Origin of the sequence: Crocosphaera sp. UHCC 0190 (genome assembly GCF_034932065.1) — a bacterium.
In the GTDB taxonomy this organism is placed as follows: domain Bacteria; phylum Cyanobacteriota; class Cyanobacteriia; order Cyanobacteriales; family Microcystaceae; genus UHCC-0190.
Genome location: NZ_JAYGHP010000001.1, coordinates 362,842 through 386,690 on the forward strand (window position 1 = coordinate 362,842; position 23,849 = coordinate 386,690).

The 23,849-nt window shown below is 37.2% G+C and carries 24 protein-coding genes; 15 read left to right on the plus strand and 9 right to left on the minus strand.

Going from position 1 to position 23,849, the window contains the following annotated elements:
* Nucleotides 1-76: 76 nt before the first annotated feature.
* Together VB715_RS01740 and VB715_RS01745 are read right to left on the minus strand one after the other, a co-directional pair.
* Nucleotides 77-481 carry an acyl carrier protein gene (locus VB715_RS01740; protein ID WP_323299469.1) on the minus strand — a complete coding sequence of 135 codons (405 nt, stop codon included), beginning with the start codon at nucleotides 479-481 and terminating at the stop codon, nucleotides 77-79.
* On the minus strand, nucleotides 450-2,258 hold the full coding sequence (locus VB715_RS01745; protein ID WP_323299470.1) for an acyl-CoA dehydrogenase: 1,809 nt from the start codon (nucleotides 2,256-2,258) through the stop codon (nucleotides 450-452). The genes VB715_RS01740 and VB715_RS01745 overlap by 32 nt, the downstream gene beginning before the upstream one ends.
* A gap of 865 nt (nucleotides 2,259-3,123) precedes the next feature.
* Here VB715_RS01745 and VB715_RS01750 point away from each other — a divergent pair.
* The 4 genes from VB715_RS01750 (at nucleotide 3,124) to VB715_RS01765 (ending at nucleotide 5,075) form a co-directional block, all read left to right on the plus strand.
* Nucleotides 3,124-3,321: a toxin-antitoxin system, antitoxin component, Xre family protein gene (locus tag VB715_RS01750; RefSeq protein WP_323299471.1), complete on the plus strand. Its 198-nt coding sequence runs from the start codon at nucleotides 3,124-3,126 to the stop codon at nucleotides 3,319-3,321.
* Nucleotides 3,308-3,649, plus strand: a complete 342-nt coding sequence (locus tag VB715_RS01755; RefSeq protein WP_323299472.1) for a type II toxin-antitoxin system PemK/MazF family toxin — start codon at nucleotides 3,308-3,310, stop codon at nucleotides 3,647-3,649. The genes VB715_RS01750 and VB715_RS01755 overlap by 14 nt, the downstream gene beginning before the upstream one ends.
* A 12-nt stretch (nucleotides 3,650-3,661) precedes the next feature.
* Complete coding sequence (locus VB715_RS01760) at nucleotides 3,662-3,901, plus strand: DUF4926 domain-containing protein (protein ID WP_323299473.1); 240 nt, start codon at nucleotides 3,662-3,664, stop codon at nucleotides 3,899-3,901.
* Between the two features lie 127 nt (nucleotides 3,902-4,028).
* Entirely contained in the window at nucleotides 4,029-5,075 is a 1,047-nt protein-coding gene (locus VB715_RS01765; RefSeq protein WP_323299474.1) for an LD-carboxypeptidase, read from the plus strand.
* 82 nt (nucleotides 5,076-5,157) lie between these two features.
* Here the strand turns inward: VB715_RS01765 and VB715_RS01770 are convergent, their stop codons facing one another.
* Nucleotides 5,158-5,613, minus strand: a complete 456-nt coding sequence (locus tag VB715_RS01770; RefSeq protein WP_323299475.1) for an ABA4-like family protein — start codon at nucleotides 5,611-5,613, stop codon at nucleotides 5,158-5,160.
* 127 nt (nucleotides 5,614-5,740) lie between these two features.
* Here VB715_RS01770 and VB715_RS01775 point away from each other — a divergent pair, with 127 nt between their 5' ends.
* The 3 genes from VB715_RS01775 to VB715_RS01785 are packed head-to-tail and all read left to right on the plus strand — an operon-like array spanning nucleotide 5,741 to nucleotide 8,573.
* Entirely contained in the window at nucleotides 5,741-6,175 is a 435-nt protein-coding gene (locus VB715_RS01775; RefSeq protein ID WP_323299476.1) for an NfeD family protein, read from the plus strand.
* A 33-nt stretch (nucleotides 6,176-6,208) separates the two neighbouring features.
* A complete protein-coding gene (locus tag VB715_RS01780; RefSeq protein WP_323299477.1) occupies nucleotides 6,209-7,180 on the plus strand; it encodes an SPFH domain-containing protein in 972 nt (323 codons plus the stop codon).
* Between the two features lie 34 nt (nucleotides 7,181-7,214).
* A complete protein-coding gene (locus VB715_RS01785; protein WP_323299478.1) occupies nucleotides 7,215-8,573 on the plus strand; it encodes a mechanosensitive ion channel family protein in 1,359 nt (452 codons plus the stop codon).
* On the opposite strand, the gene VB715_RS01790 is transcribed toward VB715_RS01785, so the two are convergent.
* On the minus strand, nucleotides 8,570-10,054 hold the full coding sequence (locus VB715_RS01790) for a site-2 protease family protein (protein ID WP_323299479.1): 1,485 nt from the start codon (nucleotides 10,052-10,054) through the stop codon (nucleotides 8,570-8,572). The genes VB715_RS01785 and VB715_RS01790 overlap by 4 nt on opposite strands.
* Before the next feature lie 96 nt (nucleotides 10,055-10,150).
* Between VB715_RS01790 and VB715_RS01795 the strand changes: the two genes are divergently transcribed.
* Together VB715_RS01795 and VB715_RS01800 are read left to right on the plus strand one after the other, a co-directional pair.
* On the plus strand, nucleotides 10,151-10,831 hold the full coding sequence (locus tag VB715_RS01795; RefSeq protein ID WP_323299480.1) for an MBL fold metallo-hydrolase: 681 nt from the start codon (nucleotides 10,151-10,153) through the stop codon (nucleotides 10,829-10,831).
* A gap of 118 nt (nucleotides 10,832-10,949) precedes the next feature.
* Entirely contained in the window at nucleotides 10,950-11,330 is a 381-nt protein-coding gene (locus VB715_RS01800) for a hypothetical protein (protein WP_323299481.1), read from the plus strand.
* 89 nt (nucleotides 11,331-11,419) lie between these two features.
* Here the strand turns inward: VB715_RS01800 and VB715_RS01805 are convergent, their stop codons facing one another.
* Entirely contained in the window at nucleotides 11,420-11,983 is a 564-nt protein-coding gene (locus tag VB715_RS01805; RefSeq protein ID WP_323299482.1) for a metal-dependent hydrolase, read from the minus strand.
* Between the two features lie 220 nt (nucleotides 11,984-12,203).
* Here VB715_RS01805 and VB715_RS01810 point away from each other — a divergent pair, with 220 nt between their 5' ends.
* Together VB715_RS01810 and gnd are read left to right on the plus strand one after the other, a co-directional pair.
* The gene (locus tag VB715_RS01810) at nucleotides 12,204-13,268 is read left to right on the plus strand and encodes an LOG family protein (protein ID WP_323299483.1); all 1,065 of its coding nucleotides are present in this window, start codon (nucleotides 12,204-12,206) and stop codon (nucleotides 13,266-13,268) included.
* Between the two features lie 355 nt (nucleotides 13,269-13,623).
* Nucleotides 13,624-15,045, plus strand: a complete 1,422-nt coding sequence (gene gnd, locus VB715_RS01815) for a decarboxylating NADP(+)-dependent phosphogluconate dehydrogenase (RefSeq protein WP_323299484.1) — start codon at nucleotides 13,624-13,626, stop codon at nucleotides 15,043-15,045.
* 197 nt (nucleotides 15,046-15,242) lie between these two features.
* Here gnd and VB715_RS01820 read toward each other — a convergent pair whose 3' ends face one another.
* Both VB715_RS01820 and VB715_RS01825 read right to left on the minus strand, forming a co-directional pair.
* Entirely contained in the window at nucleotides 15,243-16,727 is a 1,485-nt protein-coding gene (locus VB715_RS01820) for a carotenoid oxygenase family protein (protein ID WP_323299485.1), read from the minus strand.
* A 69-nt stretch (nucleotides 16,728-16,796) separates the two neighbouring features.
* Nucleotides 16,797-18,254 carry a folate/biopterin family MFS transporter gene (locus tag VB715_RS01825; protein ID WP_323299486.1) on the minus strand — a complete coding sequence of 486 codons (1,458 nt, stop codon included), beginning with the start codon at nucleotides 18,252-18,254 and terminating at the stop codon, nucleotides 16,797-16,799.
* Nucleotides 18,255-18,371: 117 nt separating this feature from the next.
* Between VB715_RS01825 and VB715_RS01830 the strand changes: the two genes are divergently transcribed.
* The 4 genes from VB715_RS01830 to VB715_RS01845 all read left to right on the plus strand — a co-directional run bounded on the left by VB715_RS01830 (nucleotide 18,372) and on the right by VB715_RS01845 (nucleotide 22,028).
* On the plus strand, nucleotides 18,372-19,805 hold the full coding sequence (locus tag VB715_RS01830; RefSeq protein WP_323299487.1) for an FAD-binding domain-containing protein: 1,434 nt from the start codon (nucleotides 18,372-18,374) through the stop codon (nucleotides 19,803-19,805).
* Nucleotides 19,806-19,848: 43 nt separating this feature from the next.
* Nucleotides 19,849-20,622, plus strand: coding sequence for an SDR family oxidoreductase (locus VB715_RS01835; protein ID WP_323299488.1), 774 nt, complete (start codon nucleotides 19,849-19,851; stop codon nucleotides 20,620-20,622).
* A gap of 64 nt (nucleotides 20,623-20,686) precedes the next feature.
* Entirely contained in the window at nucleotides 20,687-21,217 is a 531-nt protein-coding gene (locus tag VB715_RS01840; protein ID WP_323299489.1) for an SH3 domain-containing protein, read from the plus strand.
* A 43-nt stretch (nucleotides 21,218-21,260) separates the two neighbouring features.
* Nucleotides 21,261-22,028: a GDSL-type esterase/lipase family protein gene (locus VB715_RS01845; protein ID WP_323299490.1), complete on the plus strand. Its 768-nt coding sequence runs from the start codon at nucleotides 21,261-21,263 to the stop codon at nucleotides 22,026-22,028.
* Nucleotides 22,029-22,329: 301 nt separating this feature from the next.
* Here VB715_RS01845 and VB715_RS01850 read toward each other — a convergent pair whose 3' ends face one another.
* Nucleotides 22,330-22,545: a PEP-CTERM sorting domain-containing protein gene (locus VB715_RS01850; RefSeq protein WP_323299491.1), complete on the minus strand. Its 216-nt coding sequence runs from the start codon at nucleotides 22,543-22,545 to the stop codon at nucleotides 22,330-22,332.
* A gap of 119 nt (nucleotides 22,546-22,664) precedes the next feature.
* Nucleotides 22,665-23,849: an L-2-hydroxyglutarate oxidase gene (gene lhgO, locus VB715_RS01855; protein ID WP_323299492.1), complete on the minus strand. Its 1,185-nt coding sequence runs from the start codon at nucleotides 23,847-23,849 to the stop codon at nucleotides 22,665-22,667.

The following is a 23,849-nucleotide window of genomic DNA, read 5'->3' on the forward strand; positions in this document are numbered from 1 at the left end:
AATCCATAGATCACAAACCAGGGTTAGTTAAGTTAAATTCCTTACTAACCCCGTTTATAACTCTCTATCTTATCCTTTATTTGAATTTTGCAAAGAGGTTTCCCCAACCTTTTTTCTCATTATTGTTTTCTGGGGTTTTGTTAACGGGAGTTTCCACTGCTTCTGTGTCTATCTTTTCTAAAGCATCAGCAAGCTCATAATTTTCCTCTAAATACTGAGCCGCTTTTTCAATGGTAGAATGATCCCAAAATAAGGTATCTGGAAGATCCAAATCCAACCAATCTTCGAGATCGCCGACTAAGGTAACAGCATCAATTGAGTCTAACCCATAACGGGTTAAGGGTTCACTGACTTGAATCGTTGTTGCATCAAGAGACAACTGCTCAGATAATTGCTGAATCAGCCAATTTTGAACAGTTTCGACAGGTTTTATGGCAGTATTGGGTTCATCAAGCTTTAAGCTGGAGCTTTGAAGTTGCATGGGGGCGATCCTCTGTTATTTGTGATTGAGCAAGTTGAAAAGGAACAATTGAAAAAAGTTTGTCTTCTTTACACAGTTTTAGCAGTTCCTCAGCCGTATTGGCGACATAAGCATCAGAAATGCTATAGGGTAAGGGTCTAATCATGCGTAAAAGTCGATGTAAACTCAGCACTAACCATTCCCCTTTTGCAAAAAATTCGCCTAAAATTGTCCGATTATACAGCCACATCTGTAAACAGCAGGTAGCTGCATGAAGGATACAATATTTTTTGGCAATTTCAAACAACTCTGGAGACTGATCATGACCATATTCAAATTTTGAGTTCGTAATTAACTCATCATGGTCATTTAATTCCTCTAGAATTAAGTTACCCAAACCCATGAGGTTTACTAACACATCCTCATCCACATCAGAAGTTTCTTTTAACGCTTCTAACTGTTGTAGGGCAATTTCTAACCCCTGTAACGGATCATCCACACCACGGCCAAATAATTCTAATTTTTCGGGTTCAAATTGAGGAACCTGTTTTGCTAGGGAAAAAATGGTTTCCAGTCGCTTTTGTAATTTTGCGATCGCCTCTGGTTTACGACGGGCCCGATATTTGGTTAATTGACGAAATTGTAAGATTAAGGCGTGTAAATTTACCACCGTACTGCCATCAAACATACTAATGATGGAGTTATCTCGCAGCACCTTTTGAAAAATGCCATAATCATGTTCATCCCGCATATAAAACCGTGATCCCAGCACTGTATAGACGCTGTTGATCATGGTTTCTAACTGGGTTGTGACAAAGTATTTTGTCACCGAGGCCCAAACGCTAAATTGTTCGGGGATAACATGAAATCCTCTGGCGGCCCCAATAGTTTCGCAATCACAGATTAAGATATCTAAAAAGGCATCTACCAGAATTTTACGAGGTTGGGGGATATCAATGACCTTTTTCCCGTAAACAACCCGATTAAGCGCAAAATTTAAGGTAGTTCTTAAGGCTGTATCTGCTGCACCTAATGAAAAAGCAGCGCAGAAGGTACGAGTCACTTGAAACCCTTTTAAGGCAAACTCTAACCCGTCTCCTTCCTCTTTAATACGCATGGAGTCAGGAACAAAACAATCTTTAAATCCAATCCCACTCATATCCGATGCACGAATACCGTGGGTGAGAATTTTAGGTAAATTGTAGTAATTATCAGGGTTTAATTCTCGTTTATCGACCATAAACAAGGTTAAACATTTTGGACCCCCTTCGGGATCAGTTTTGGCCAAAATATAGGATATTCCTGAGATGGTAGCGCGATTAATTGGCCATTTTTCCCCATTGAGGATATATCCTCCTGGGACTTTTTTAGCGGTTAAATCACCCCCAACGAGATCACTCCCATGTTCTCGTTCAGAATAGCCTAAACACATTGCCCCATTCTCATCTTTGATAAATTGGGCTAACTTTTGCTTTTGTTCATCTGTGCCGGCCATCCAAGTGATAAAAGACCAAAATAGGGTCGTAAATGCGATCCCGATAGTTTGATCTCGACGGCACAAGACACGAACAAAGGCTAAAAATTCCTCAAAAGAGGTAAACTCCCCACCACACTCCGCCGGAACATAGTAATGTTGCAATTTCCAATTGTAAAGCCATTCTATCTCTGAATGAGGAAATTCCTCTTTCTCATCGATAGCTACGACTTGCTTGAACGACATTACATTCTCAGGAGTCAAGGGATCTCCTAAGTCTTTGTCAAGTCTTTGAGCAACCCAATATTGCTTGAGTTGATCCATGACGCGCCTCCTTAGGTAGTTTTGTTTACGGCTATTCCCTAGGGCTGATAACCTTCACAAAAATTAATCGTAATTCTAACGGGTTTATGTAAACAAAGCAAGCCTTTTTGAAATAAGAAGTCAGATGTGTTAATTGGTAAGGGTTTAAAGCTCGATTATTCGTTATTATTCATCCGTTATCAGTCAAATAGTGAATGGGTAGTTAGACGGTGATAATTTAGGTTGTTACAGGTATCTAAAAATGCGTCGTAACCCACCATGTTAGCTATTCGGTTAAAATAGATATAAAATAATCAAAAAAGTTAGGATAGTTAACATCATGATTGACCCCATTTCATTGACTTCTTTGGCGAGTTCTATTGTCGGTTTTGTCTTTACTAATGCTTCTGCTACGGTAGTTGGAAAAGCAACGGAAGCAACTAGGAAATATCTATAATGCTGATACTATTAATATTCATGGAAAGCAAGATTGATCAAGGTCAACTAAAAATATATAATAGGCTAAAGCCTAATTCTAGCAAAACAAAGTCCGCCTTCGCGGACTAAATTATAGGTTGGGTCGGCAACCTTTGTTTGTATAGTTTAACTCTTCAGAGTTAACTAAAAATTCATAATAGGCTAAAGTCTAATTCTAGCAAAACACCTCTTGGTGGAGGCTATAAAAATCTTGGAAAATGTGTTAGGAAAAGACCATACTTCGACAATTAAAGTTACAAATAATTATCAGAAAATGCTGAATGAGATGGGTTAGGAGTTAGGAGTTAGGAGTTAGGAGTGATAATTTTTTGTAGGGGTTTAACACCGTTAAACCCAAAACACCGTTAAACTCAAAACCAAATCCTAATTATTTCTCACCATTAAACCTATGACAACCCATAACCAGATCGCCAATAAATTAATTAAGAAAATTGAAAACCTTTCCCCCGAAAAAATTAAACAAGTTGAACAATTTATTGATTCATTAAATGAAGACAACCTGACAGATATATACAGTAAATTTTCTGAACCCGTCCTTAACAAAATCTGGGATAACCCAGAAGATGCAGACTATGACAACTTATAAATTTGGAGATATTTTGCTAGTTCCCTTTCCTTTCACTGATCAAACGTTAAAGAAAAAACGACCAGCCGTTGTTATTATTTCCAGTCCTTACAATCAACAAAAACCAGACTTAATCATTATGCCAATTACCAGTCAAATTAAGTTACCCTTAACCTTGGGAGAATTACAAATTATAGATTTTTTATCCGCAGGACTCATTAAACCTTCTGTGATTAAACCTATTATATCTACTATTGAAAAAAGCTTGGTCATAAGAAAATTAGGTCAATTAAAAAACATAGATTGCCAAAATTTTAAAAATATTATTCCTGTTATTATAGAAAATTAAATAGGAAATATCATGCAATTACCTCTATTCTCAGAAGTTAGATTAACAACCGACTTACCTAATTATGATTTAAAAAAAGGATGTTTAGCAATTATTGTTGAGCATTGTCAAAATAAACAAGAAAAAGGTTATTTATTAGAAGTATTAGATGAGAATAATCAAGGATATACTGTAATTGCAGCTACTTATAATCAAATTGAACCAATAGAAAATCAACAAGGGTTATATTTAGCAACAGATATTAGGGCATAAGAAAACACAGAAAATCAAGATTGGTCACGTTTAGCAGCAGAACAATTTTTTGCTGATTATAGCAAAGAAGATGAAATTTATAATCAAAAAATATGGTAGACTAAATCAAAAAACTATATTATTTTAAATGCCCCTAAATCGCCGTCAATTCTTAACCGCTTCTCTCGCAAGTTTAACCCTTTTGTCTTCCCTTTCTCCAACCATGTTAGCCGCTAATTCTCCCATTATTAAACCCCGAAAACTCAAACCAGGGTCAGGGGTTGGGTTAGTGAGTCCTGCGGGAACAACTTTTATTAAACAAGACATAGATATTGTTCAAGATGCTGTTAAATCGTTAGGTTTAGTGCCTTATTTAGCACCCCATTTATTAGATCAATATGGTTATTTAGCGGGAAAAGATCAAGACCGTGCTGCGGATATAAATCAATTTTTTACCGACCCTAAAATTGATATTTTATTACCCATTCGTGGCGGTTGGGGTTGCGCTCGAATGCTTCCTTATTTAGATTTTAATTTAATTAAAAATAACCCTAAAATTATCATCGGATTTAGTGATTTAACCGCCTTATTAATTGCTATTTATGCTAAAACAGGATTAGTGACATTTCATGGCCCTAATGGGTTTACTTCTTGGCGACCCGATCAAGTAAATTCCTTTAAAGAAACATTATTTTTAGGGGAAAAAGTAACCTTTAAAAATCAACCTGATGGGGAAGATTCAGATCGGTTAATGCAGGTCAAAAATCGCATTCAAACCATTACACCAGGAACAGCAAATGGTAAATTAATCGGGGGAAATCTTTCTGTTTTATCGGGAATTATTGGATCTCAATATGTCCCTAGTTTTAAAGGACATATTCTATTTGTGGAAGATGTGGGAGAAAATATTTATCGTATTGATCGCTTACTCACCCATCTTAAAATTGCCGGAGTATTAGATAGTTTATCAGGGTTTATTTTTGGACAATGTGTTAACTGTTCCCCCGATGGAGATTATGCCTCTTTAACCTTAGAACAAGTATTAAACGATCATATCAAACCGTTAGGAATTCCTGCTTGGTCTGGCGCACAAATTGGTCATATTGAACCTGTATTGACTTTTCCTATGGGGATAGAAGTTGAGATTAATTCTAATACCGGAACCATTAATTATTTAGAATCTGGGGTTATTTAATTTACCCCCCTTAAAAAAGGGGAAAAATATTCTAATTTTGCTGCCTTAAATGATTAGGTATAAACTTGAATATACAAAATCTCTATGACGTTGCACTTACTTGAACATCTTCATTTTTAAAGAACTTTAATTGTATCCAAGAAGTCAGGATATGAGACAGTAACCCAATGGGTCCAGCTAATAAACAAAAAATGAGAGAATGAATTGTCCAAATACCTTTTGTTTTGCCGTCTAAATAAATGTATCGTCCCGTAAATAAATCTAAAACAATAAAATGAACCCATCCCGTTAACATGACAGGTTCTTGACTAAAAAGTTGTGCTAAAATAGGCAATGTAGGGTTAGAAAATGCTGCCGCAGATTCGGGGTCAAGACTACCGGAAAACAAATAAATATATAACCCCGCTAAAGGAACAAATGGGAGATAGGAAGTCATAACTTTTTGGGTGATTCCCCATTTCGGTAAAATAACCATTAATAACCAAAAAGGTAAGACATAAACATTGGCCAGGTTGAACAATAGACTCAAATCAAACATTGTAAAATTTCCTTAAGAAACTTGTTTTTTAACCATCTTAGTGTAGCGCATCTCGACAGAAAGGTTATCATAAAATCAGACAATCCCCCTAGTCTAAAATTCCCAATCCCAACGTTAACATCCCGTTATGGTTAGTCCGTCTTTACTTTGGCTAATTGCAGGTGCTACACTTTGCTTGATGGAGGCAATATTTCCCGTGGCCTTTGTGGCCTTTATGATGGGAATTAGTGCCATTATTGTTGCTGCGATCGCCTTAATGATTCCCTATTTTCCTCTCCAGGTTATTTTGTGGTTAGGTATATCTACTTTTTTTGTGGTAGGTTCTCGGCGATTTGTTCCTAGGAAAAAAGCCTTAAATCCCAATTTTGGTGATGCAGAAGAAGGAGAAACCTTAACGGAAATTGAACCAGGAAAAACGGGGAGAGTTTTGTATGAGGGTAATTCTTGGCAGGCCATTTGTGCTGATGATAAGATAGGGATCTCCTCTCATCAAAAAGTTTATATCGTGACACGAAAAGGAAACACTTTAATCGTTTTACCAGAATTTTTACCCAAAGCTTAAAACGAATCATGAAATTTTTAAGGAGGTTTTAAAATGGGTCAGTTTTTCTTCTTAGTTATTCTAGCATTAGGCGGTTCTGCCGTCTTTGGTTCCGTTAAAATTGTCAATGAAAAAAATGAATATTTAGTCGAAAGATTGGGCAGCTATAATAAAAAGTTGGGGTCGGGATTAAACTTTGTTGTTCCCTTTCTTGATCGGGTTGTTTATCAAGGGACAATTCGAGAAAAGGTGATTGATATTCCTCCGCAATCTTGTATTACTAAAGATAATGTTTCTATCACCGCCGATGCTGTAGTTTATTGGCGCATTATGGATATGGAGAAAGCCTATTATAAAGTAGAAAATCTCCAATTGGCTATGGTCAATCTAGTCTTAACCCAAATTCGTTCAGAAATGGGTAAGTTAGAACTTGATCAAACCTTTACGGCCAGAACAGAAATCAATGAGCTTTTATTGAGAGAATTAGACATTTCTACAGACCCTTGGGGAGTGAAAGTTACCAGAGTCGAATTAAGGGATATTGTACCCTCAAAAGCCGTGCTAGATTCCATGGAATTACAGATGGCAGCAGAACGAAAAAAACGGGCGGCAATTTTAACTTCTGAAGGGGAAAGAGACTCAGCTATTAACTCGGCCCAAGGACAAGCAGAATCACAGGTTTTACAGGCAGAAGCCCACAAAAAATCTGAAATTCTCAAAGCAGAAGGGGAACGTCAACAACAAATTTTAAAAGCCGAAGCGGTAGCAAAAGCGGTGGATATACTCTCACAAAAATTAACTTCAGATCCAAATGCTCGTGAAGCTTTACAATTTTTATTAGCCCAAAATTATTTAGATATGGGGGTAAAAATTGGTAGCAGTGAAAGCAGCAAAGTGATGTTTATGGACCCGCGAAACATCCTTTCTACCTTAGAAGGAGTACGTTCTGTGGTTGGGTTTTCAGCCGAGGAAAATCAAACTTTAGCCCAAGAATTAGACAAAATAGATCGTCATTCTGCTGAATAAGTTTTTTCCGGGGATTTCTACAGTTTCTAATGTGATGAAAAAATATTGGCAAGCCTTAATCATTTTTGTTTTAGTGACTTGTCTGATTGTTTTAAGTAATTCATTAGCTTATTCTCAGAAAAGTCCTAACTCTGAAAACAAGTCAAATGATGGCTCAGTGGTTTTCAACAATGAAACCCTCTTTGTTATCCAAGAAAAATTTGGGCCAGCTTCCCAACAACAACGAGCCAAAGAAATCAGTAACAGAATTGAAGGAGTGGCTAAAGATTTCTCCATTCCTCTTGATTCTTTTCAGGTAGCAGAAGTCGAGGGAGTAGAAATTGTTTCCTCAAAAGATACAGTCCTGATTGGCATTACAGAAAGCGATGCCAAGGCAGCAGGTAAAACGCAAAAACAGTTAGCCGCAGAATATCTACAAAAAATAAAAACTTCTATCGCTCAATATCGAAAAGAACACAGCCTATTGAGATTAATTCAAAACTGGTTCTCTCACCCAATTGTAATTAAGCTGATTATAATTGCCATTGGCATTGTTTTGATTAATGTCATTTTCCGCTATCTGAGCCGTTCTCTGCCCCGCTATATTACCGATTCCGATATTAGCTATTACCTCCGCAAAGTCATCACCTTCATCGGCTATTTAGCAATTGTTCTGTTTGTTACGATTGTTTTTAGCGATCGCCTGGGACAGTTAACCGTAGTCTTTGGGGTAATTGGTGCGGGGGTTGCTTTTGCCCTCCAGGAAGTCATCGCTAGTATTGCTGGTTGGCTTGCCATTTCCCTCGGACAATTCTATAACCCAGGAGACAGAATTCAACTGGGGGGCATTATGGGGGACGTAATTGACATCAGTATTTTGCGAACTACGGTCATGGAAATTGGGGCTTGGGTAAAAGCTGACTTGTACAATGGCCGTATTGTCCGCATTGCCAATAGTTTTGTCTTCAAAGAACCTGTTTACAACTATTCGGCTGATTTTCCCTTTGTCTGGGATGAAATTGTCATACCTGTCAAATATGGGAGCGATCACCACTTAGCCAGAGAAATTCTCCAGCGAGTAGCAGAAGAAGTCGTCGGAGAGTACGTCCCTCATGCTAACACTCACTGGAAAGAAATGGTACATAAGTATTTGATTGAAAATGCCAGAGTTGAGCCGGCCGTTACCCTGGTGACAACTGACAACTGGATGGAATTTACCCTACGTTATGTCGTTGACTACAAATCCCGACGGGTGAAAAGAGATCAACTTTTTACCCGCATTCTCGATGAATTCTTGATGACAGGCGATCGCGTTGCCTATGCTTCAACCACATTCCACCTGGTGGAAACTCCGGTATTTGATGTCAGAATAAACCGTGACAGAAATGGCCAGGAAGACCGAGAAAACGATTAAATACTCAACCAATTAGCGATCGCCCCAGGTAAAGGCAATAAAATTGAGAGTAACAAAATCAAGGAAAATAACCCTAATAAATCCCGTTTATTATCCAATTCCGTTACATCATTCAGGGCCGGTTGATCAGAAACAGGCATTAAGAATAAAAGGATCGCCCAAATTAAGAATTCCGGTCGAATCATGGCCAAAACTAACATAAAAATTCGAGTTAATTGCCCCACAATAATCGCAGTTCGTTGCCCATACATAGCATGGATAATATGCCCCCCATCTAGTTGTCCCACAGGCATTAAATTCAAGGCTGTAACAATTAATCCCACATATCCAGCCACTGCTAAAGGATGAAGATGAACTGCTTTTCCCGCCAAAAAACTACTCCCTAAAACCAATTTTGCCAAAACAGCAAAAAGAAAGGAAAATCGTGGATCAAGGGCTTGAAAATCCAGGAGAGTTGATGCTTCATTCATAGGAAGAGAAACCACCTCTGAGAGAGAAAGTCCCCACAACAATAACGGAACTGTTATAATGAAACCCCCCAACGGGCCAGCCACCGCCACATCAAATAAGGCTTTACGATGGGGAACAGGAGATTTCATTTGAATAAAGGCCCCAAAGGTTCCTAAGAAGAAAGGAATGGGAATAAAATAAGGTAACGTGGTGGCAATTTTATAACGAACCGCAGTAAAATAGTGACTTAATTCATGAAGACCGAGAATGGCAATTAATCCTAAACTATAAGGCAGTCCTTGCAACAAGACACGGGAATTTGCTTCCATCATTTCCCTAGAAACTCCGGCCATTTCAGCCCCAACAAAGGTCGTTGTTAATAAAGTAACTAATAATAACCCCAAAGCAAAGAAAGGACGGGTTAAGGGTTTTTCGGTGTCCTTTTTCTCAGATTTTGCCCAAGGATTTGGAACTAAAGCAAAAAAGGGACTACCGCTTAAACCTTCTTGAAATAGAACTAAAAAGCGATCGCCAAATACCTGTTCAATATTTTTCTTAATTGACTTATAAGCTTCTTCTGGTGCCGTCCGTAACTTGCCTCGACAGAGAATGGCCTGGGGACGATAATCTAAATTTTGTAGGTAATAGACTGCCCAAGGAAAACAATCTCTTAAGGACTTTTCTTCAGTGACTGTGATGGGGCGAAGTTTTTGGGATTCTTCAGTAGATTTCTCTGTGTCTTGGGAATCAACTGCGGCTGAATTTTCCTTAATATTTTTGTCTGAGGTGGTAGGTTGTCCGAGTCGAATTAACCAGACATATACTGTAAAACAGATAATTAGGGGCGCAACCACTAATAATAAGGGTATCGGCTGGTCTTGACCCACAAATTCATACCAAATTGTCCAAACGAAAGCTGGCATCATCATCACCAACCAAATTATCCAGACAGGGGTACGGGTAATGGGAGCGACACTGCGCTGAACGAGAAAGTATGTAATTGCGCCTAAAATAATTAAAAGTAACCACATATTGAATAATTCAGATTGTGTTAGGGAGTATGCTCAATCAAAGCAATAATAGAGAGATAGCACCTATTCTCTATTGTAGGTAAGTTTTCAACATAAATGAATCCAAAAACCGTGAAAGCCTCTAAACCCCCTCGTCTGTTGTTAGAAGGATTATTTGCTTTTCCTCCCAATCGAGAGATTTTAGGGGGAACGGCTTATTTTATTCTCGAAAAGACAGGTAATATCTTGATAGATTGTCCTTTCCTCGATGAAGATAATTGTAGCTTTTTACAGCAGCAGGGGGGCGTTAAATGGTTAGTAATCACCCACCGGGGGGGGATCGGTCAATCAGTCAAAGATTGGCAAAAACGCCTTGACTGTGAGGTGGTTATCCAAGAACAAGAAGCATATTTGTTGCCAGAAGTCCCTGTAACGACCTTTGAGACGGAAATTGTCTTAGGGGATAACATCACTGGTATTTGGACACCTGGCCATTCTCCAGGGGCTTCCTGTGTCTATTGGAACCATCATCAGGGGGTTTTGTTTACCGGACGGCATCTTCTACCTGATAATCAGGGACAAATTACCCCTTTACGCTTAGGGAAAACCTTTCACTGGTTTCGTCAGTTGCAAAGTGTGGCCCAATTACGCGATCGCTTTTCCTCAGAAACCCTCAATTACCTCTGTCCTGGGGCAAATACAGGATTTTTGCGGGGAAAAGGCTTGATAGATAACGCTTATCAACAGTTATTAACTCTAGACTTGGAAAAGCTACGTCAGCAACCAACCCGTTTTTAGTGGGTTCTGAAAAAATTCAGACTTTCATTACTTTTGCTTAACTTTGTAACAAATTTTGATAAGATTTAATATATCGCAATATTTTTCTTCAGAAAATCATTTAGGAGAGCAAACCCCAATGGCAGGATTTTTCGGGCTGTTTAGTGGTCGTAAGGCCAAATATGTTGATGAAACGGACACGGGTATTCCCGAACCGGAAAATAAGGAGGCCTTCTTCTTGAGTGATGATGATGCAAAAACTCTCGGAAACGTCGAGTTTATGCGTAAACCCAATACCATTAAGCGCACATTTCCCAAGCGTCCAGGGGGTAAAGGTGGCGAAATTGTCCAGGAAGTTTCTTCTATGAAAAAGAAAACATCTGAAGATAATGGCGTTGCCATGAATACCAATGGGGCTAGTTCTTCCCCTCAACCCACTGAGGCAGCTAAAGAAGAGCGTCGTCAAGGTGATAATAGCATGGATATGTTCCGTCAAATGGCGCGGAATATTAATAAGTAATCAGCCACCAAAGATACCCTGTGGGGGCCGGTTTATCTGACATATTGGTTAGAATTAGCGAATTGTTAGATAAACTCGCCCCTACATTCTTATTTGTTTCCAGAGAAACCTAATTTATTTTTAACCAATTTTTTAACGCTTAAAATAATTAAAAACAGCAAAGGAATAACAACTATTTCTTGTAGAATCGTTAAGACATTACCAAAATGCCAAATTCCATCAGTCGCATTTAACCCACCTAAAATTGTAATAGGAAAGGAAAAATAAGAGAAATTAAAAGGGAAAAAACATTGAACCCCAGCCGGAGGATATCTATCATAGGCTAACATATCCAAAAAAATATGACTAAAATAAAGACCCATCAGCCATGAGATAAAAAAATAGCGAGTTTTATTGCTTATTTTCAAACAATATCCCACGAAAATACTAATCAGAATTCCCAAGAAAAAACTATGAGTAAACTGACGATGTAATGCACTAATATTCTGAAAAAAAACATAACCTAAAATAAAATCAATGTCAGGTAAATTGGCAAAAATAATCCCTGTTGTTAATAAGGCTTTTGCTGAAAAATGTTTAGAAAAATCAGGATAATGACGAATTAATAAGAAACCGCCTATTCCAGCTAAACTATGTCCGATAGGTGAAGACATTTTGACAGTAGCATTTAATGAAAGCATAACAAAATTAATTTAGTTATGTCAACTTTAAGCTTATGCTATGGCTATTGATCGATCAATGTATTTTTAAACACCCTTATATTCATCATCCGATCGCAACTTAGGTAAAATAGAAGTAGTCTTCAATACAATCACCCTTTCCAGTCGCTTAACCTAATCGATAACGTCAAACTTCTAACTTTTTACTTAAATTATGACCTTATCAACCAATAATAACCAATCATCCTTAGTTTCAGACTTAGAAACCCTGATCAAAGATTTACCCAACCATCAACATGGTAAATTGATAGAGCGAGCATTAGGAGTCTTATTACGCATTGCGGATGAAGAAGTTGAGCGTTTAGACTGGAAAATCCTCACCACTACCCTAGAAGACTTAGAAAAGGGGTTTAAGGTATTTCATCCCTATCGTCACACTCGTAAAGTTACCATTTTTGGGTCAGCCCGTTTATCCCCCCAAAGTTCAGAATATCGTCTGGCGGTGGAATTTGCCCGTTATATAACCCAATTTGGCTTTATGGTACTGACAGGAGCAGGGGGTGGTATCATGCAAGCAGGGAATGAAGGAGCAGGGAGAGAGCATTCTTTTGGGTTAAATATTGAGTTACCTTTTGAACAAGGGACTAACCCTTTTATTGCGGGGGATGATAAATTAATTAAATTTCAATACTTTTTTACCCGTAAGCTTTTCTTCTTAAAAGAAAGTGATGCGGTGGCTTTATTTCCTGGGGGGTTTGGGACACAAGATGAAGCATTTGAGACATTAACCTTATGTCAAACAGGAAAATATGGGCCCTCTCCTTTAGTCTTAATAGATGAACCTGGGGGAGACTATTGGAAAACCTGGAACGAGTATAATTATAGCAATCTATTAGCCAGAGGTTTAATTAGTAAAGAAGATTCTAGTCTTTATACAATAACTGATAGTTTAGCCACTGCTTGTAATGTGATTCGTGAATTTTATTGTGTTTATCATTCGATTCGTTATGTAGAAGATTTATTAGTTATGCGTCTCAACTCAGAATTAACAGATGAACAAGTTGAACAACTTAATGAAGAATATTCTGATATTTTAGTCAAAGGAAAAATCGAAAAAAGTTGCGCTTTACCTGCTGAAATAAAAGACGAAACTTCTAATCTTCCCCGTCTAATTTTATACTTTAATCGACTGAATTCAGGAAGATTATATAAAATGATCAATCAAATTAATAAATTTGGAACTTGTTTACCCATTGAACCCCATCCTGAATGGAAATAATTAATGAAGTCAGAAGTTCCACAGCGTAGCTGCGGCGCGAATGGACAGAAGTCAGAAGTTCTATTCTTTGAGTTTTTTTAGGGTTGATACTAAAATTTTGATGATTTCCTCCCTTGTTCCCAAACCTCACAAGTGTTGATTGTTTTTGAATATCAACTAATTTGTCCATTTTATTGGCTCAATTTTAGTATAATCGATCACTTTTTCCTGGGATTAGTTAAGATTCTCTGTAGAGAACCCAGGTTAAGCAAAAGATAGGGTTAAACTAATCAGCGTGTTCCCTAGACACACTTCAACAGTCAAACAAGACCGTTAATTCTCTTTATAAGACACCCGTAGAGTTGGTAGGAATTATATGACAAAGCGAACCTTTGGCGTAATCGGCTTGGCGGTAATGGGAGAAAACCTCGCCCTCAACGTCGAAAGTCGTGGTTTTCCCATTGCTGTCTATAACCGTACAGCAAGCAAGACAGAAGAATTCATGAAAAACAGGGCCCAAGATAAAGACGTAAAAGCGGCCTATTCTTTAGAAGAGTTCGTACAACTGTTAGAACGTCCCCGTAAAATTTTGGTAATGGTACAAGCGGGAAAACCCGTTGACGCTGTTATTGAACAACTCAAACCCCTCCTTGAAGAAGGAGACATGATTATTGATGGCGGTAACTCCTTATATGAAGATACCGAACGCCGCACAAAATATCTCGAATCTACTGGTTTCGGTTTTGTGGGAATGGGTGTCAGTGGTGGTGAAGAAGGCGCGTTAAAAGGCCCTAGCCTTATGCCTGGAGGCACTAAAGCGGCTTATAAAGAATTAGAACCCATTTTAGTCAAAATTGCGGCTCAAGTCGATGATGGCCCCTGTGTTACCTACGTTGGCCCTGGGGGTGCTGGCCATTATGTGAAAATGGTTCACAATGGTATTGAGTATGGCGATATGCAGTTAATTGCAGAAGCCTACGACATTATGAAAAATGCTCTCGGCCTCACTAATACTGAGTTGCATGAAGTCTTCACCGAGTGGAATACCACCGATGAACTCAATTCTTTCTTAATTGAAATTACTGCCGATATCTTCAAATATATCGACCCCGAAACCAATACCCATCTGATTGATTTAATTCTCGACTCTGCTGGTCAAAAAGGCACGGGACGTTGGACAATCATGAGTGCCTTAGAGTTAGGAGTTTCCATCCCTACTATGTATGCTGCGGTTAACGCAAGGGTGATGTCTTCTTACAAAGCGGAACGGGTAGCGGCTTCTAAGCAATTACCAGGCCCCACCGTCAAATTTGATGGCGATGTTAAAGCTTTTGTCGGTAAAGTACGGGATGCTCTCTACTGCTCTAAAATGTGTTCCTATGCTCAAGGGATGGCGTTAATTGCTAAAGCCTCTGCTGAGTATTACAATAACGAAGTTAGCTTACCTGAGTCTGCCCGTATTTGGAAAGGCGGTTGTATCATTCGGGCGGGCTTCTTAGATAAGATTAAGAAGGCATTTGTAGACAATCCTAGTTTGCCTAACCTGTTGTTAGCTCCTGAGTTTAAACAAAGTATTTTAGACCGTCAAGAAGCTTGGCGCGAGGTGCTAGTATTAGCCAATCAATTGGGAATTCCGGTTCCTGCCTTTAGTTCTTCTTTAGACTACTTTGATAGCTATCGTCGTGCTGAGTTACCTCAGAACTTAACTCAAGCGCAACGTGATTACTTTGGGGCCCATACTTACGAACGGACTGATAAACCAAGAGGTGAATTCTTCCACAGTGGTTGGTCTGCTTAATTCCCTTTAATTAATGAACTGAATTGTTAACCCTTCTCGTTATTGAGGAGGGTTTTATAGTAGTAGGGTGGGCAATGCCCACCTCACGTTATGATTAGTAAAATACCAATAAGAATAGGGTAAAAACAAAAACATTATTGTAGGGGTCAACGGCCGTTGACCCCTACTTTTTTCTGTCACGTAGTATTATTATTTAACTAAATAAACACTTCATCTGTCCAATTCCCATGTAAACCGTAAGGAATATGATGTTTAAGATGTAAGGTAGCAATGGGACTTTTTTCTAAGTTTTCGCTATCCAAAATCACGATATTAGAACGATGTTTACTACCATCATAAACCATCACCAAAACCCATCCTTCATCTTCACGAGTTGCTTGGGGTTTCGGTACAAAAATAGGTTCGCTGACATACCCACTAGGAGCAAAAGAATGTAACTGTTTTTCTCCTGTCACTAAATCTAGTTTAAGAATGCCTTGTAAGGGGGCATTTCCCTGAGAATTATGAGCAGTTCCCGTGAATAAATAACGATAATTTCTGCCTACCTTTTCAGGGTTTACAGAAGGAAATTCACAACAGCGACTTTCTATCATTTTACCCTGAATTGTATTATCTTTTAAATCAATTTTAAACCGCCATAATTGTCCAGGATCTAAATTTGAAAAATCAACTTGTTTATAATCTCTATCTGGTTGAATTTGGGGAAGAGAATCATAACAAATTGAATCTAAATAAATGTTGTTTCCTTCCTCAAACGCATTAGCATGATGAAACACAAAACCTGCTTGAGTTTCCATGATTTTGATGTCTTCATAAGGTGGAGTTCGGGGAATAATGATGAGACTACTAGACTTGTTGGGATGAAAATTAACGCATTCTCCAGCACCTTTAAACCCTAAAAAATAGGGTAGTGGATTAAAAGTGACAGGGTTTTGTAAAAAGAGGCAATAATGGGGGGTAATAGCGAAATCATGAATAAAAGAAAACCCAGGAATAATATGGGAATGACGACGTAATAACTTACCGTTGGGTGCAAATTCATAGATAGTTATTTTACTAGAAATTCCTGGTTTAATCGAAAAATTAACTAAACAAGCTTGCCCATTATCTAACTTACAAGAAGGATCAATCCAAGGATGGGCAGAAATAGAATCACCAGGATTTAATGTTCCTTCTAAATACTCTAACCCAAAGGTTTCTAATGTTGCTGGATCAAGTCGATGGGGTTCTGCTGCTTCCCAAAGGGCAAGTAATTTTTTACCCCAATAAATGACATTTGTATTAGCAATATTTTTAACTTTAACATCCAGAAAATTATTCAACCATCCCCCAGGTTTTTGTGTCCCAAATACGCCCCGATAAATCATTTTACCTGCTGCCTGTTCTTCGACATACCCTTTAGTCTGAACAAAACGGTTACGAAAATGAACCTTTCCCCCAGGCAAAAAAGAAATTGCACAAATCATCCCATCGCCATCAAAAGGATGTTTTAAAGGCGTTCCTTGAACCTCCAATAAACCAGGGCCATTCCGAAATAAAGTACCTTGTAATTCATCAGGAATTATCCCCTCAATCTCATCAATCCAATAATTATATTCATTCGGTTGAGACTGATAACCTTGTTGCCATTCTTCACAATTATAAGGCTGATTTTTCGTATTATTGACAATTGAAGTAGTCATGATTGATAAAAAGTGAGTATCTTACTAAAGAACTTGTTATTCTAGTTACTTTTTAGAATGATATAAAACTTATCCCTGTTGTTTTGTTGTTACAAAATCAGGTAATAATTCTGGTATAATTGAATCGGAAGGAAGACTTCCTAAAGGATGATTTTCATAAACTTCTACAAGATTAATACTATCCTGTTTGGCTTCTTTTTCTTGAGTTTGGGGATCAGTATTTGGCAACCAACCCAAGAAAGGTAACGGTAACAAGGTGGATAAATTAGTAATAACAACTAATAACCAAAGACGCTCAAAGTTAGCTTCTGTTACCCCTAACCAATGGGTTAATAATGCTCCTAATTCATGGGATAATAAGTTAGATAAATTAACAATGGACATTAATAAAGCAAATAAGGTCGCTTCGATGCCTTTTGGACATAATCTTGCCGACAAAACCAAGATAGGCATAAAAGCAATTTGACCGGCAACTGTTAGGATAAGACTATCTCCTAAACTAAACCAATGATCGTCAATTCCCAAAGCACGGTTAGTATGGGTAACTAATAATAACATCGTCATCCCCAACCCCGAAGAAATAACAATACTCCATCCTAAAATCTGTCTGAAAGAAACAGTTTTAAGAAATCTTTGATAGACCCAAATTCCGACCAATGCCGCTACACTGGTAACAAGACGAACTCGTCCTAGAAATTCTGCTTCAAATCCTAACTCATTGGTGGTAAAATAAAAAAATGCAGAGTCAGCATTGGGGGTCATTTGCCACAAAAAAACAAAGGCAGTTGGTAATAAAATTGACTTCTGTTTAATGGCTTGCCAAACCAAGGTTATTTGCTCTTTAATAGGAGAATTATTAGCTTGAAAAACTTGATCATTATTATCAACTGGAACTTCAGCAATGAACCAAGCAGAAAGACAAACAATCACAGGAAAAATAGCGGTAATTTCAAAGACAGTTTGATTACTAAACTGTTGCAATAACCATCCACTTAAATAAGCTGTAATTAACCCCCCAACCGCAGATATTCCCCAGGTTAATGACTGTAATGATCCCGCTTGTCCCAAAGACTCTTTGCGGGCCCGTTCTACCACTAATGAGTCTACAATAACATCACTAAGGGCGACCGAGATGGAGGTTAACAGCAGGGTGAAAGTAGCTAACCAAGCATTGGTAACAACCGTTGCTAACATTATCCAAGATAAACTGCCGAGTATCCCTGAAAGGATGAGATAGGGGCGACGACGATAGCCAAAAAGGGGTAAACCGTCGGAAAGAAAGCCAAAAACAGGTTTTATCACCCAAGGAATGGCAGCTACTCCAATTAATGCCCCCATTTGGGCGGGATTTAACCCTAAATCGTCCTTGAGGAAGAAACTAACCGCTAAACGGGCTAAACCGAGGATTCCTTGCACAAAATAGACGCTAAGGATGGCAAATAGTTCGGGGGTGGGATCATTCCCGAAGAAAATCGTATGTTTTAGGGTATTTTTAAGATGTTTTAAGTTGAGGAGGGCAGAACTCATGAAGATAAATAAAGTTTTGTTACTTTATCTATCATAGTCCATGATCGAGATTTGAGTGAAGAGTTAAGGCATTTTAGCCCTAATTATTAATGATAGATTGAAAAAAAGGTAATTATTATGACTGATTTAGTGATTTTTTGGCATCGTCGTGATTTACGAATTTCTGATAATATTGGACTCGATAAAGCCTATCAACAGAGTTCTAAATTAGTGGGTTTATTTTGTTTAGACCCCAATATTTTAGGCAGAGATGATATTGCTCCTGCTAGAATCAGTTATATGCTTGGTTGTTTGGAAGAATTACATAAAACTTATCAAAAATTAGGAGGTCGTTTATTAATTTTTCAAGCCCAACCGACTCAATTAATTCCCAAATTAGCTGAAGTTTTAAACCCTAAAACAGTTATTTGGAATGAAGATGTAGAACCCTACAGTAAAGCACGCGATCGCCAAATAATTGAAGCTTTAAAAGAGAAAAGTATCAAGGTAGAAACTTATTGGGATCAACTATTACATAAACCAGGAGATATTTTAACGAAAAGTAATAATGAGCCTTATAAAGTTTATACTCCATTTTGGAGAACTTGGATAAAAGAAAAAAAAGCAGCTATTTCTGAGTCTATCAAGAACTTAGAAGGGTTAACTGATGAAGAAATAAAAATAGTTAAAAATCTAGGATTAATTGATTTACCAACAGCCAAAGACTTAGGTTATGTATGGGATTACCCTTTGATTTTAGCACCAGGAGAAAATGCAGCAAGAGAACAATTAAATTATTTTTGTGAAGCCGCAATTTATAATTATCAAGAGCAGCGAAACTTACCTGCAATAGAGGGGACATCTCAACTCAGTGCTGCCTTAAAATTTGGGGTAATTGGTATTAGAGAAGTATGGCAAGCTGTCCTTAATGCCTATGAAAATAGCCGCAGTGATGAAGCAACAGAAAATATAGAAACCTGGCAAAAAGAATTAGCTTGGCGTGAATTTTATCAACATTGTTTATACTTTTTTCCTGAATTAGCTGAGGGGCCATATCGAAAAGAATTTAAACATTTTCCTTGGAATAATAATGAGGAATATTTTCAAGCATGGTGTGAGGGAAAAACCGGATATCCTATTGTTGATGCTGCTATGAGACAGTTAAACGAAACGGGATGGATGCACAATAGATGTCGAATGATTGTTGCTAGTTTTCTGACCAAAGATTTAATTATAAATTGGCAATGGGGAGAAAAATATTTCATGCAGAAATTGATTGATGGGGACTTATCTGCTAATAATGGCGGATGGCAGTGGAGTGCATCAAGTGGTATGGACCCGAAACCATTACGCATTTTTAACCCTGCTAGTCAAGCCCAAAAATTCGACCCAGAAGCTGAATATATTCGTCAATGGTTGCCAGAGATAAGTTCTCTTGATACCGAATATTTAGTCACAGGTAAAATTCCTCCTCTAGACTGTCATTCTTGTGGTTATCCTCAACCTATTGTAGACCACAAACAACAGCAAAGGGATTTTAAGAATAGGTATAAACAGATTAAAAATACTTAAATATGGTATGATTAGGAAGTATTAATTACATGAGAATTTAAAGATGTCAAAAACCAATGTATTAGTAACAGGTGCAACGGGAAGAACTGGCTCTATTGTTCTTCAAAAATTACGTCAATTTCCTGATGAATTTGCAGCTATTGGCTATGGTAGATCTGAAGACAAAATCAAAGAAATTTTTGGGTCAACAGAAGGCTTTGTTATTGGGAGTATTGCTGATCAATCCACTCTAAAAACAGCATTAAAAGGCTGTAATTCTTTGGTTATTCTAACAAGTTCTGTCCCTAAAATGAAAGCCCCACCCAAGGAAGGGGAACGCCCAGAGTTTGAATTTGAACCTGGTGGAATGCCCGAAGAAGTTGACTGGATAGGGCAGAAAAATCAAATAGATATTGCTAAAGAAGCTGGCATAAAACACATTATTTTAGTAGGTTCAATGGGGGGGACAAACCCTAGTCATCCCCTTAATAAGTTAGGCAATGGTAATGTATTAATTTGGAAGCGCAAAGCAGAAGAATATTTAATACAATCAGGGTTAGATTATACTATTATTCGAGCAGGAGGTTTAATCAATGAACCAGGGGGAAAACGAGAGTTAATTGTGGGGAAAGATGATAATTTATTAACCAATCCTCCTAATGGTATTGCTACAGTAATTCCCAGAGATGATGTAGCAGATTTAGTGGTACAAGCATTAAGAGAATCTACGGCAAAAAATAAAGCCTTTGATGTTATTTCTAAACCAGAAGATGCTCCTGAAGCTGTTATTACTCAGGATTTTTATGCTTTATTTTCTCGGACAACTGGGGGTTTATAATAATAATAGGTGAGCATTATCTATGCTCACCAAATAATAAACTTATCACTGGAGATTAACTTAAATGTCGATATTGAGACGATACACACAGCTAATTTTAATAGGGTTTACCTTGATGCCTATCAGTTTTTGGGGATTAGGAATTAATATACCCACAGTCAAAGCACAATCTATCAATCAAGCAGTTATTTTTGATCCTCCTTCCAATATTAGATTATCTCCAAATGGAAATGTTTTATGCTCGATAAAAGTTGTTACTTCGATTAATATTTACGGTTCAAAAAATGAATGGTATATCACTGATATTTGCGGACAGATGGGATATATTCATCAGAGTCAAATTCGTTTTCAATCAAACTCACAAGGGACATCTGAATCTGTCTTTTGTGAAGTGATTAATATTAAAACAGGTCAATTGGCTCTGCGTTTTACTCCCAATGGGGAATCAAGGGCTGGACTTAATAATGGTAATATTGTTCAGTTCCTATCTCAACAAAATACTTGGTATAAAGTTAAGGTTATTAAAGGGCCAAATAATCAAGTCAATGGATTAGAAGGTTGGGTAAATTCTAATTATCTTTCTTGTTATAATTAGAGCTTTTTATTATAATATTTTTGAAATAAGGAAATTGTAGTGTATGAGCAACAAAACGAGAAATCTATTATATCTTTCTCTTTCTATCAATTTTATTTTTGTCATTTTAACGACTACATTCCTTATTAGAAAAGGGGGAATTTATTACTTAGCTAAAAAATTACAATCTTTAAATTCAATAAGGCAGCAAACAGAATTATCATCAAAAAGTAAACCTCGTCGTCAAACTTATCAAGGAAGATACTATCAAGCAAAAAGTACAATTTTTCAACAACTGCCTAACTCTAATCAAGAAATTATTTTTCTAGGAGACAGTTTAACTGATCAAGGAGAATGGTCAGAAATTTTGCAAAATTCTAAAGTTATTAATCGAGGAATTAGTGGGGATACAACCGAAGGTGTACTTAATCGATTTGATGAAATTATAGCAGCGAAACCTAAAAAAATCTTTCTTATGATTGGCACTAATGATATCTGGAATGAACAGAAAACCGTTGATGAAATTATCATTAATTATCGTAATATACTGAATATAATTAAAACTCAAAGTCCTCAAACAAAAGTTTATATTCAAAGTCTCTTACCTGTTAATAACCTTAAGTATAATATTAAGATTAATAATGATGATGTATTCTTGGTTAACGATAATCTCAAAAAACTTGCCCAAGAATTTAATTATCAATATATAGATTTATCTTCCAGTTTTCTTGATACTTCAAAACAACTTAATCCTAATTATACCTATGATGGTGTTCACCTCAATGGTAAGGGTTATTTACTCTGGGGAAAACTTATTAAAAACCATGTTTAACAGAAAATTTAATAGTAATTGTTAAGCTACTCCATAATCCGTAACTAAGGAAAATAGTGATAGAATTCTCGTCTGTGTAAAATGGGAATCACAACTGCTTTTTTGTTGCCATTTTCATCGGTTAAATATTCAATTTCCAGCATTTTATACCTCAGCATTATCATTGATTTTATTATAGCGATCGCTTGCCCAAATTTTTCCTTTAAATAAGTAGGGGCAATTCATGAATTGCCCCTACAGGATTTCTGACTTATCTAAAATGTATTTAAAATGGGTTTTAGCTTACTGCCCATCCTAACAGTTATTTCTTTAATTTCTTCAAGGCAGAATTGACACCCAAACCACCCAATGCTAATAATCCTAACAAGGAACCGGGTTCAGGAACAGGGGTAGGATCAGCAACAGGAGTAACTTCTATGGCTGACCATTGCAGAACATCATTCCCATCAACATTCATATTTGTAACAGTAATGGTTTGTCCTGCAGCAACAGTAAACTGATTACTAAAGTTTCGCAAACCATTGCTGAAAGGTGAATTTTCTATTTTTTGTTAGTATTTGTTCGATTTTTGTTGTGATTACTAAATTCATAACTTATAAGTTATAATCAATAGATACAATAATTAATTATTAATTATTATTCAGGAATTTGTGCCACGATATATTTACCAATTTCTAAGGATGCAGTAGCAGCAGGAGAAGGGGCATTACAAACGTGCATTGCCTGTTCATTTTGGATGATTAAAAAGTCATCCACTAACTTACCATCTGCTTTTAAAGCTTGGGCCCTAACCCCTGCTTCACAAGGTATAATATCATCAGCCGTAACATCAGGAATTAATTGCTGTAAACTATTAACAAAAGCTGCTTTGCTAAAAGAGCGAATTATCTCTTTTATTCCCTCATCTGCGTGTTTTGCAGCTAACTTCCAAAACCCAGGATAAGTCATTACTTCAGCAAATTCTTTTAAGTCAAAATCTGTCTTTTTATAGCCTTCTCTTTTCAAACTTAATACCGCATTCGGCCCCGCATGAATACTCCCATCAATCATCCGAGTAAAATGTACCCCTAAAAAGGGAAATTCAGGGTTAGGAACGGGATAAATGAGAGTTTTGACCAAATAACGTTTTTCAGGCTTTAATTGATAGTATTCACCGCGAAAGGGAACGATTTTCGCTTGGGGGTTCACCCCGTCTAATTCGGCCATGCGATCGCTATATAATCCCGCACAATTAATAATAAATTTAGCTTCAATTTCCCCTTTTGTTGTTTCTAAAATCTTACTTTGTTTGGTATTTTTAATCTTAATAACCTTAGTATTAAACTGAATTTCTCCACCTTGTTGTTGAATTAATTCTGCATACTTTTGACAGACTTTTTTATAATCAGCAATTCCCGAAGTGGGAACATAAATTCCTCCTAAACAACTTACATAGGGTTCTTTTTCTTTAACTTGTTCAGAGGATATTTTCTTAACCTGTAACCCATTTTCTAAACCCCGTTGATAAAGATTATCTAATAAAGGCAATTCTTGTTCTTTAGTAGCAACAATTACCTTACCACATACCTCATGAGGAATATTATATCTTTGGCAAAATTCTACCATAGACTGACTTCCTGCGCGGGTAAATTTCGCTTTAAAACTACCAGGTTTATAATAGATACCAGAATGTATTACCCCACTATTATGACCTGTTTGGTGAGCAGCAACTTCTCCTTCTTTTTCCAGAACAATTAAAGATAATTTAGGGAACTTTTGTCCTAACATCATTGCTGTCGAGAGTCCAATAATACCCCCACCAATAATTGCAAAATCGTACAT

Excerpts from the sequence above, each read along its gene's own strand:
- VB715_RS01840 (WP_323299489.1), top strand. The coding sequence starts at position 20,687 with ATGTCGATATTGAGACGATACACACAGCTAATTTTAATAGGGTTTACC.
- gnd (WP_323299484.1), top strand. The coding sequence starts at position 13,624 with ATGACAAAGCGAACCTTTGGCGTAATCGGCTTGGCGGTAATGGGAGAA.
- VB715_RS01740 (WP_323299469.1), bottom strand. The coding sequence starts at position 481 with ATGCAACTTCAAAGCTCCAGCTTAAAGCTTGATGAACCCAATACTGCC.
- VB715_RS01800 (WP_323299481.1), top strand. The coding sequence starts at position 10,950 with ATGGCAGGATTTTTCGGGCTGTTTAGTGGTCGTAAGGCCAAATATGTT.
- VB715_RS01810 (WP_323299483.1), top strand. The coding sequence starts at position 12,204 with ATGACCTTATCAACCAATAATAACCAATCATCCTTAGTTTCAGACTTA.
- lhgO (WP_323299492.1), bottom strand. The coding sequence starts at position 23,849 with ATGTACGATTTTGCAATTATTGGTGGGGGTATTATTGGACTCTCGACA.
- VB715_RS01750 (WP_323299471.1), top strand. The coding sequence starts at position 3,124 with ATGACAACCCATAACCAGATCGCCAATAAATTAATTAAGAAAATTGAA.
- VB715_RS01805 (WP_323299482.1), bottom strand. The coding sequence starts at position 11,983 with ATGTCTTCACCTATCGGACATAGTTTAGCTGGAATAGGCGGTTTCTTA.
- VB715_RS01780 (WP_323299477.1), top strand. The coding sequence starts at position 6,209 with ATGGGTCAGTTTTTCTTCTTAGTTATTCTAGCATTAGGCGGTTCTGCC.
- VB715_RS01775 (WP_323299476.1), top strand. The coding sequence starts at position 5,741 with ATGGTTAGTCCGTCTTTACTTTGGCTAATTGCAGGTGCTACACTTTGC.
- VB715_RS01790 (WP_323299479.1), bottom strand. The coding sequence starts at position 10,054 with ATGTGGTTACTTTTAATTATTTTAGGCGCAATTACATACTTTCTCGTT.
- VB715_RS01755 (WP_323299472.1), top strand. The coding sequence starts at position 3,308 with ATGACAACTTATAAATTTGGAGATATTTTGCTAGTTCCCTTTCCTTTC.
- VB715_RS01765 (WP_323299474.1), top strand. The coding sequence starts at position 4,029 with ATGCCCCTAAATCGCCGTCAATTCTTAACCGCTTCTCTCGCAAGTTTA.
- VB715_RS01760 (WP_323299473.1), top strand. The coding sequence starts at position 3,662 with ATGCAATTACCTCTATTCTCAGAAGTTAGATTAACAACCGACTTACCT.
- VB715_RS01820 (WP_323299485.1), bottom strand. The coding sequence starts at position 16,727 with ATGACTACTTCAATTGTCAATAATACGAAAAATCAGCCTTATAATTGT.
- VB715_RS01785 (WP_323299478.1), top strand. The coding sequence starts at position 7,215 with ATGAAAAAATATTGGCAAGCCTTAATCATTTTTGTTTTAGTGACTTGT.
- VB715_RS01795 (WP_323299480.1), top strand. The coding sequence starts at position 10,151 with ATGAATCCAAAAACCGTGAAAGCCTCTAAACCCCCTCGTCTGTTGTTA.
- VB715_RS01770 (WP_323299475.1), bottom strand. The coding sequence starts at position 5,613 with ATGTTTGATTTGAGTCTATTGTTCAACCTGGCCAATGTTTATGTCTTA.
- VB715_RS01845 (WP_323299490.1), top strand. The coding sequence starts at position 21,261 with ATGAGCAACAAAACGAGAAATCTATTATATCTTTCTCTTTCTATCAAT.
- VB715_RS01830 (WP_323299487.1), top strand. The coding sequence starts at position 18,372 with ATGACTGATTTAGTGATTTTTTGGCATCGTCGTGATTTACGAATTTCT.
- VB715_RS01825 (WP_323299486.1), bottom strand. The coding sequence starts at position 18,254 with ATGAGTTCTGCCCTCCTCAACTTAAAACATCTTAAAAATACCCTAAAA.
- VB715_RS01745 (WP_323299470.1), bottom strand. The coding sequence starts at position 2,258 with ATGGATCAACTCAAGCAATATTGGGTTGCTCAAAGACTTGACAAAGAC.
- VB715_RS01835 (WP_323299488.1), top strand. The coding sequence starts at position 19,849 with ATGTCAAAAACCAATGTATTAGTAACAGGTGCAACGGGAAGAACTGGC.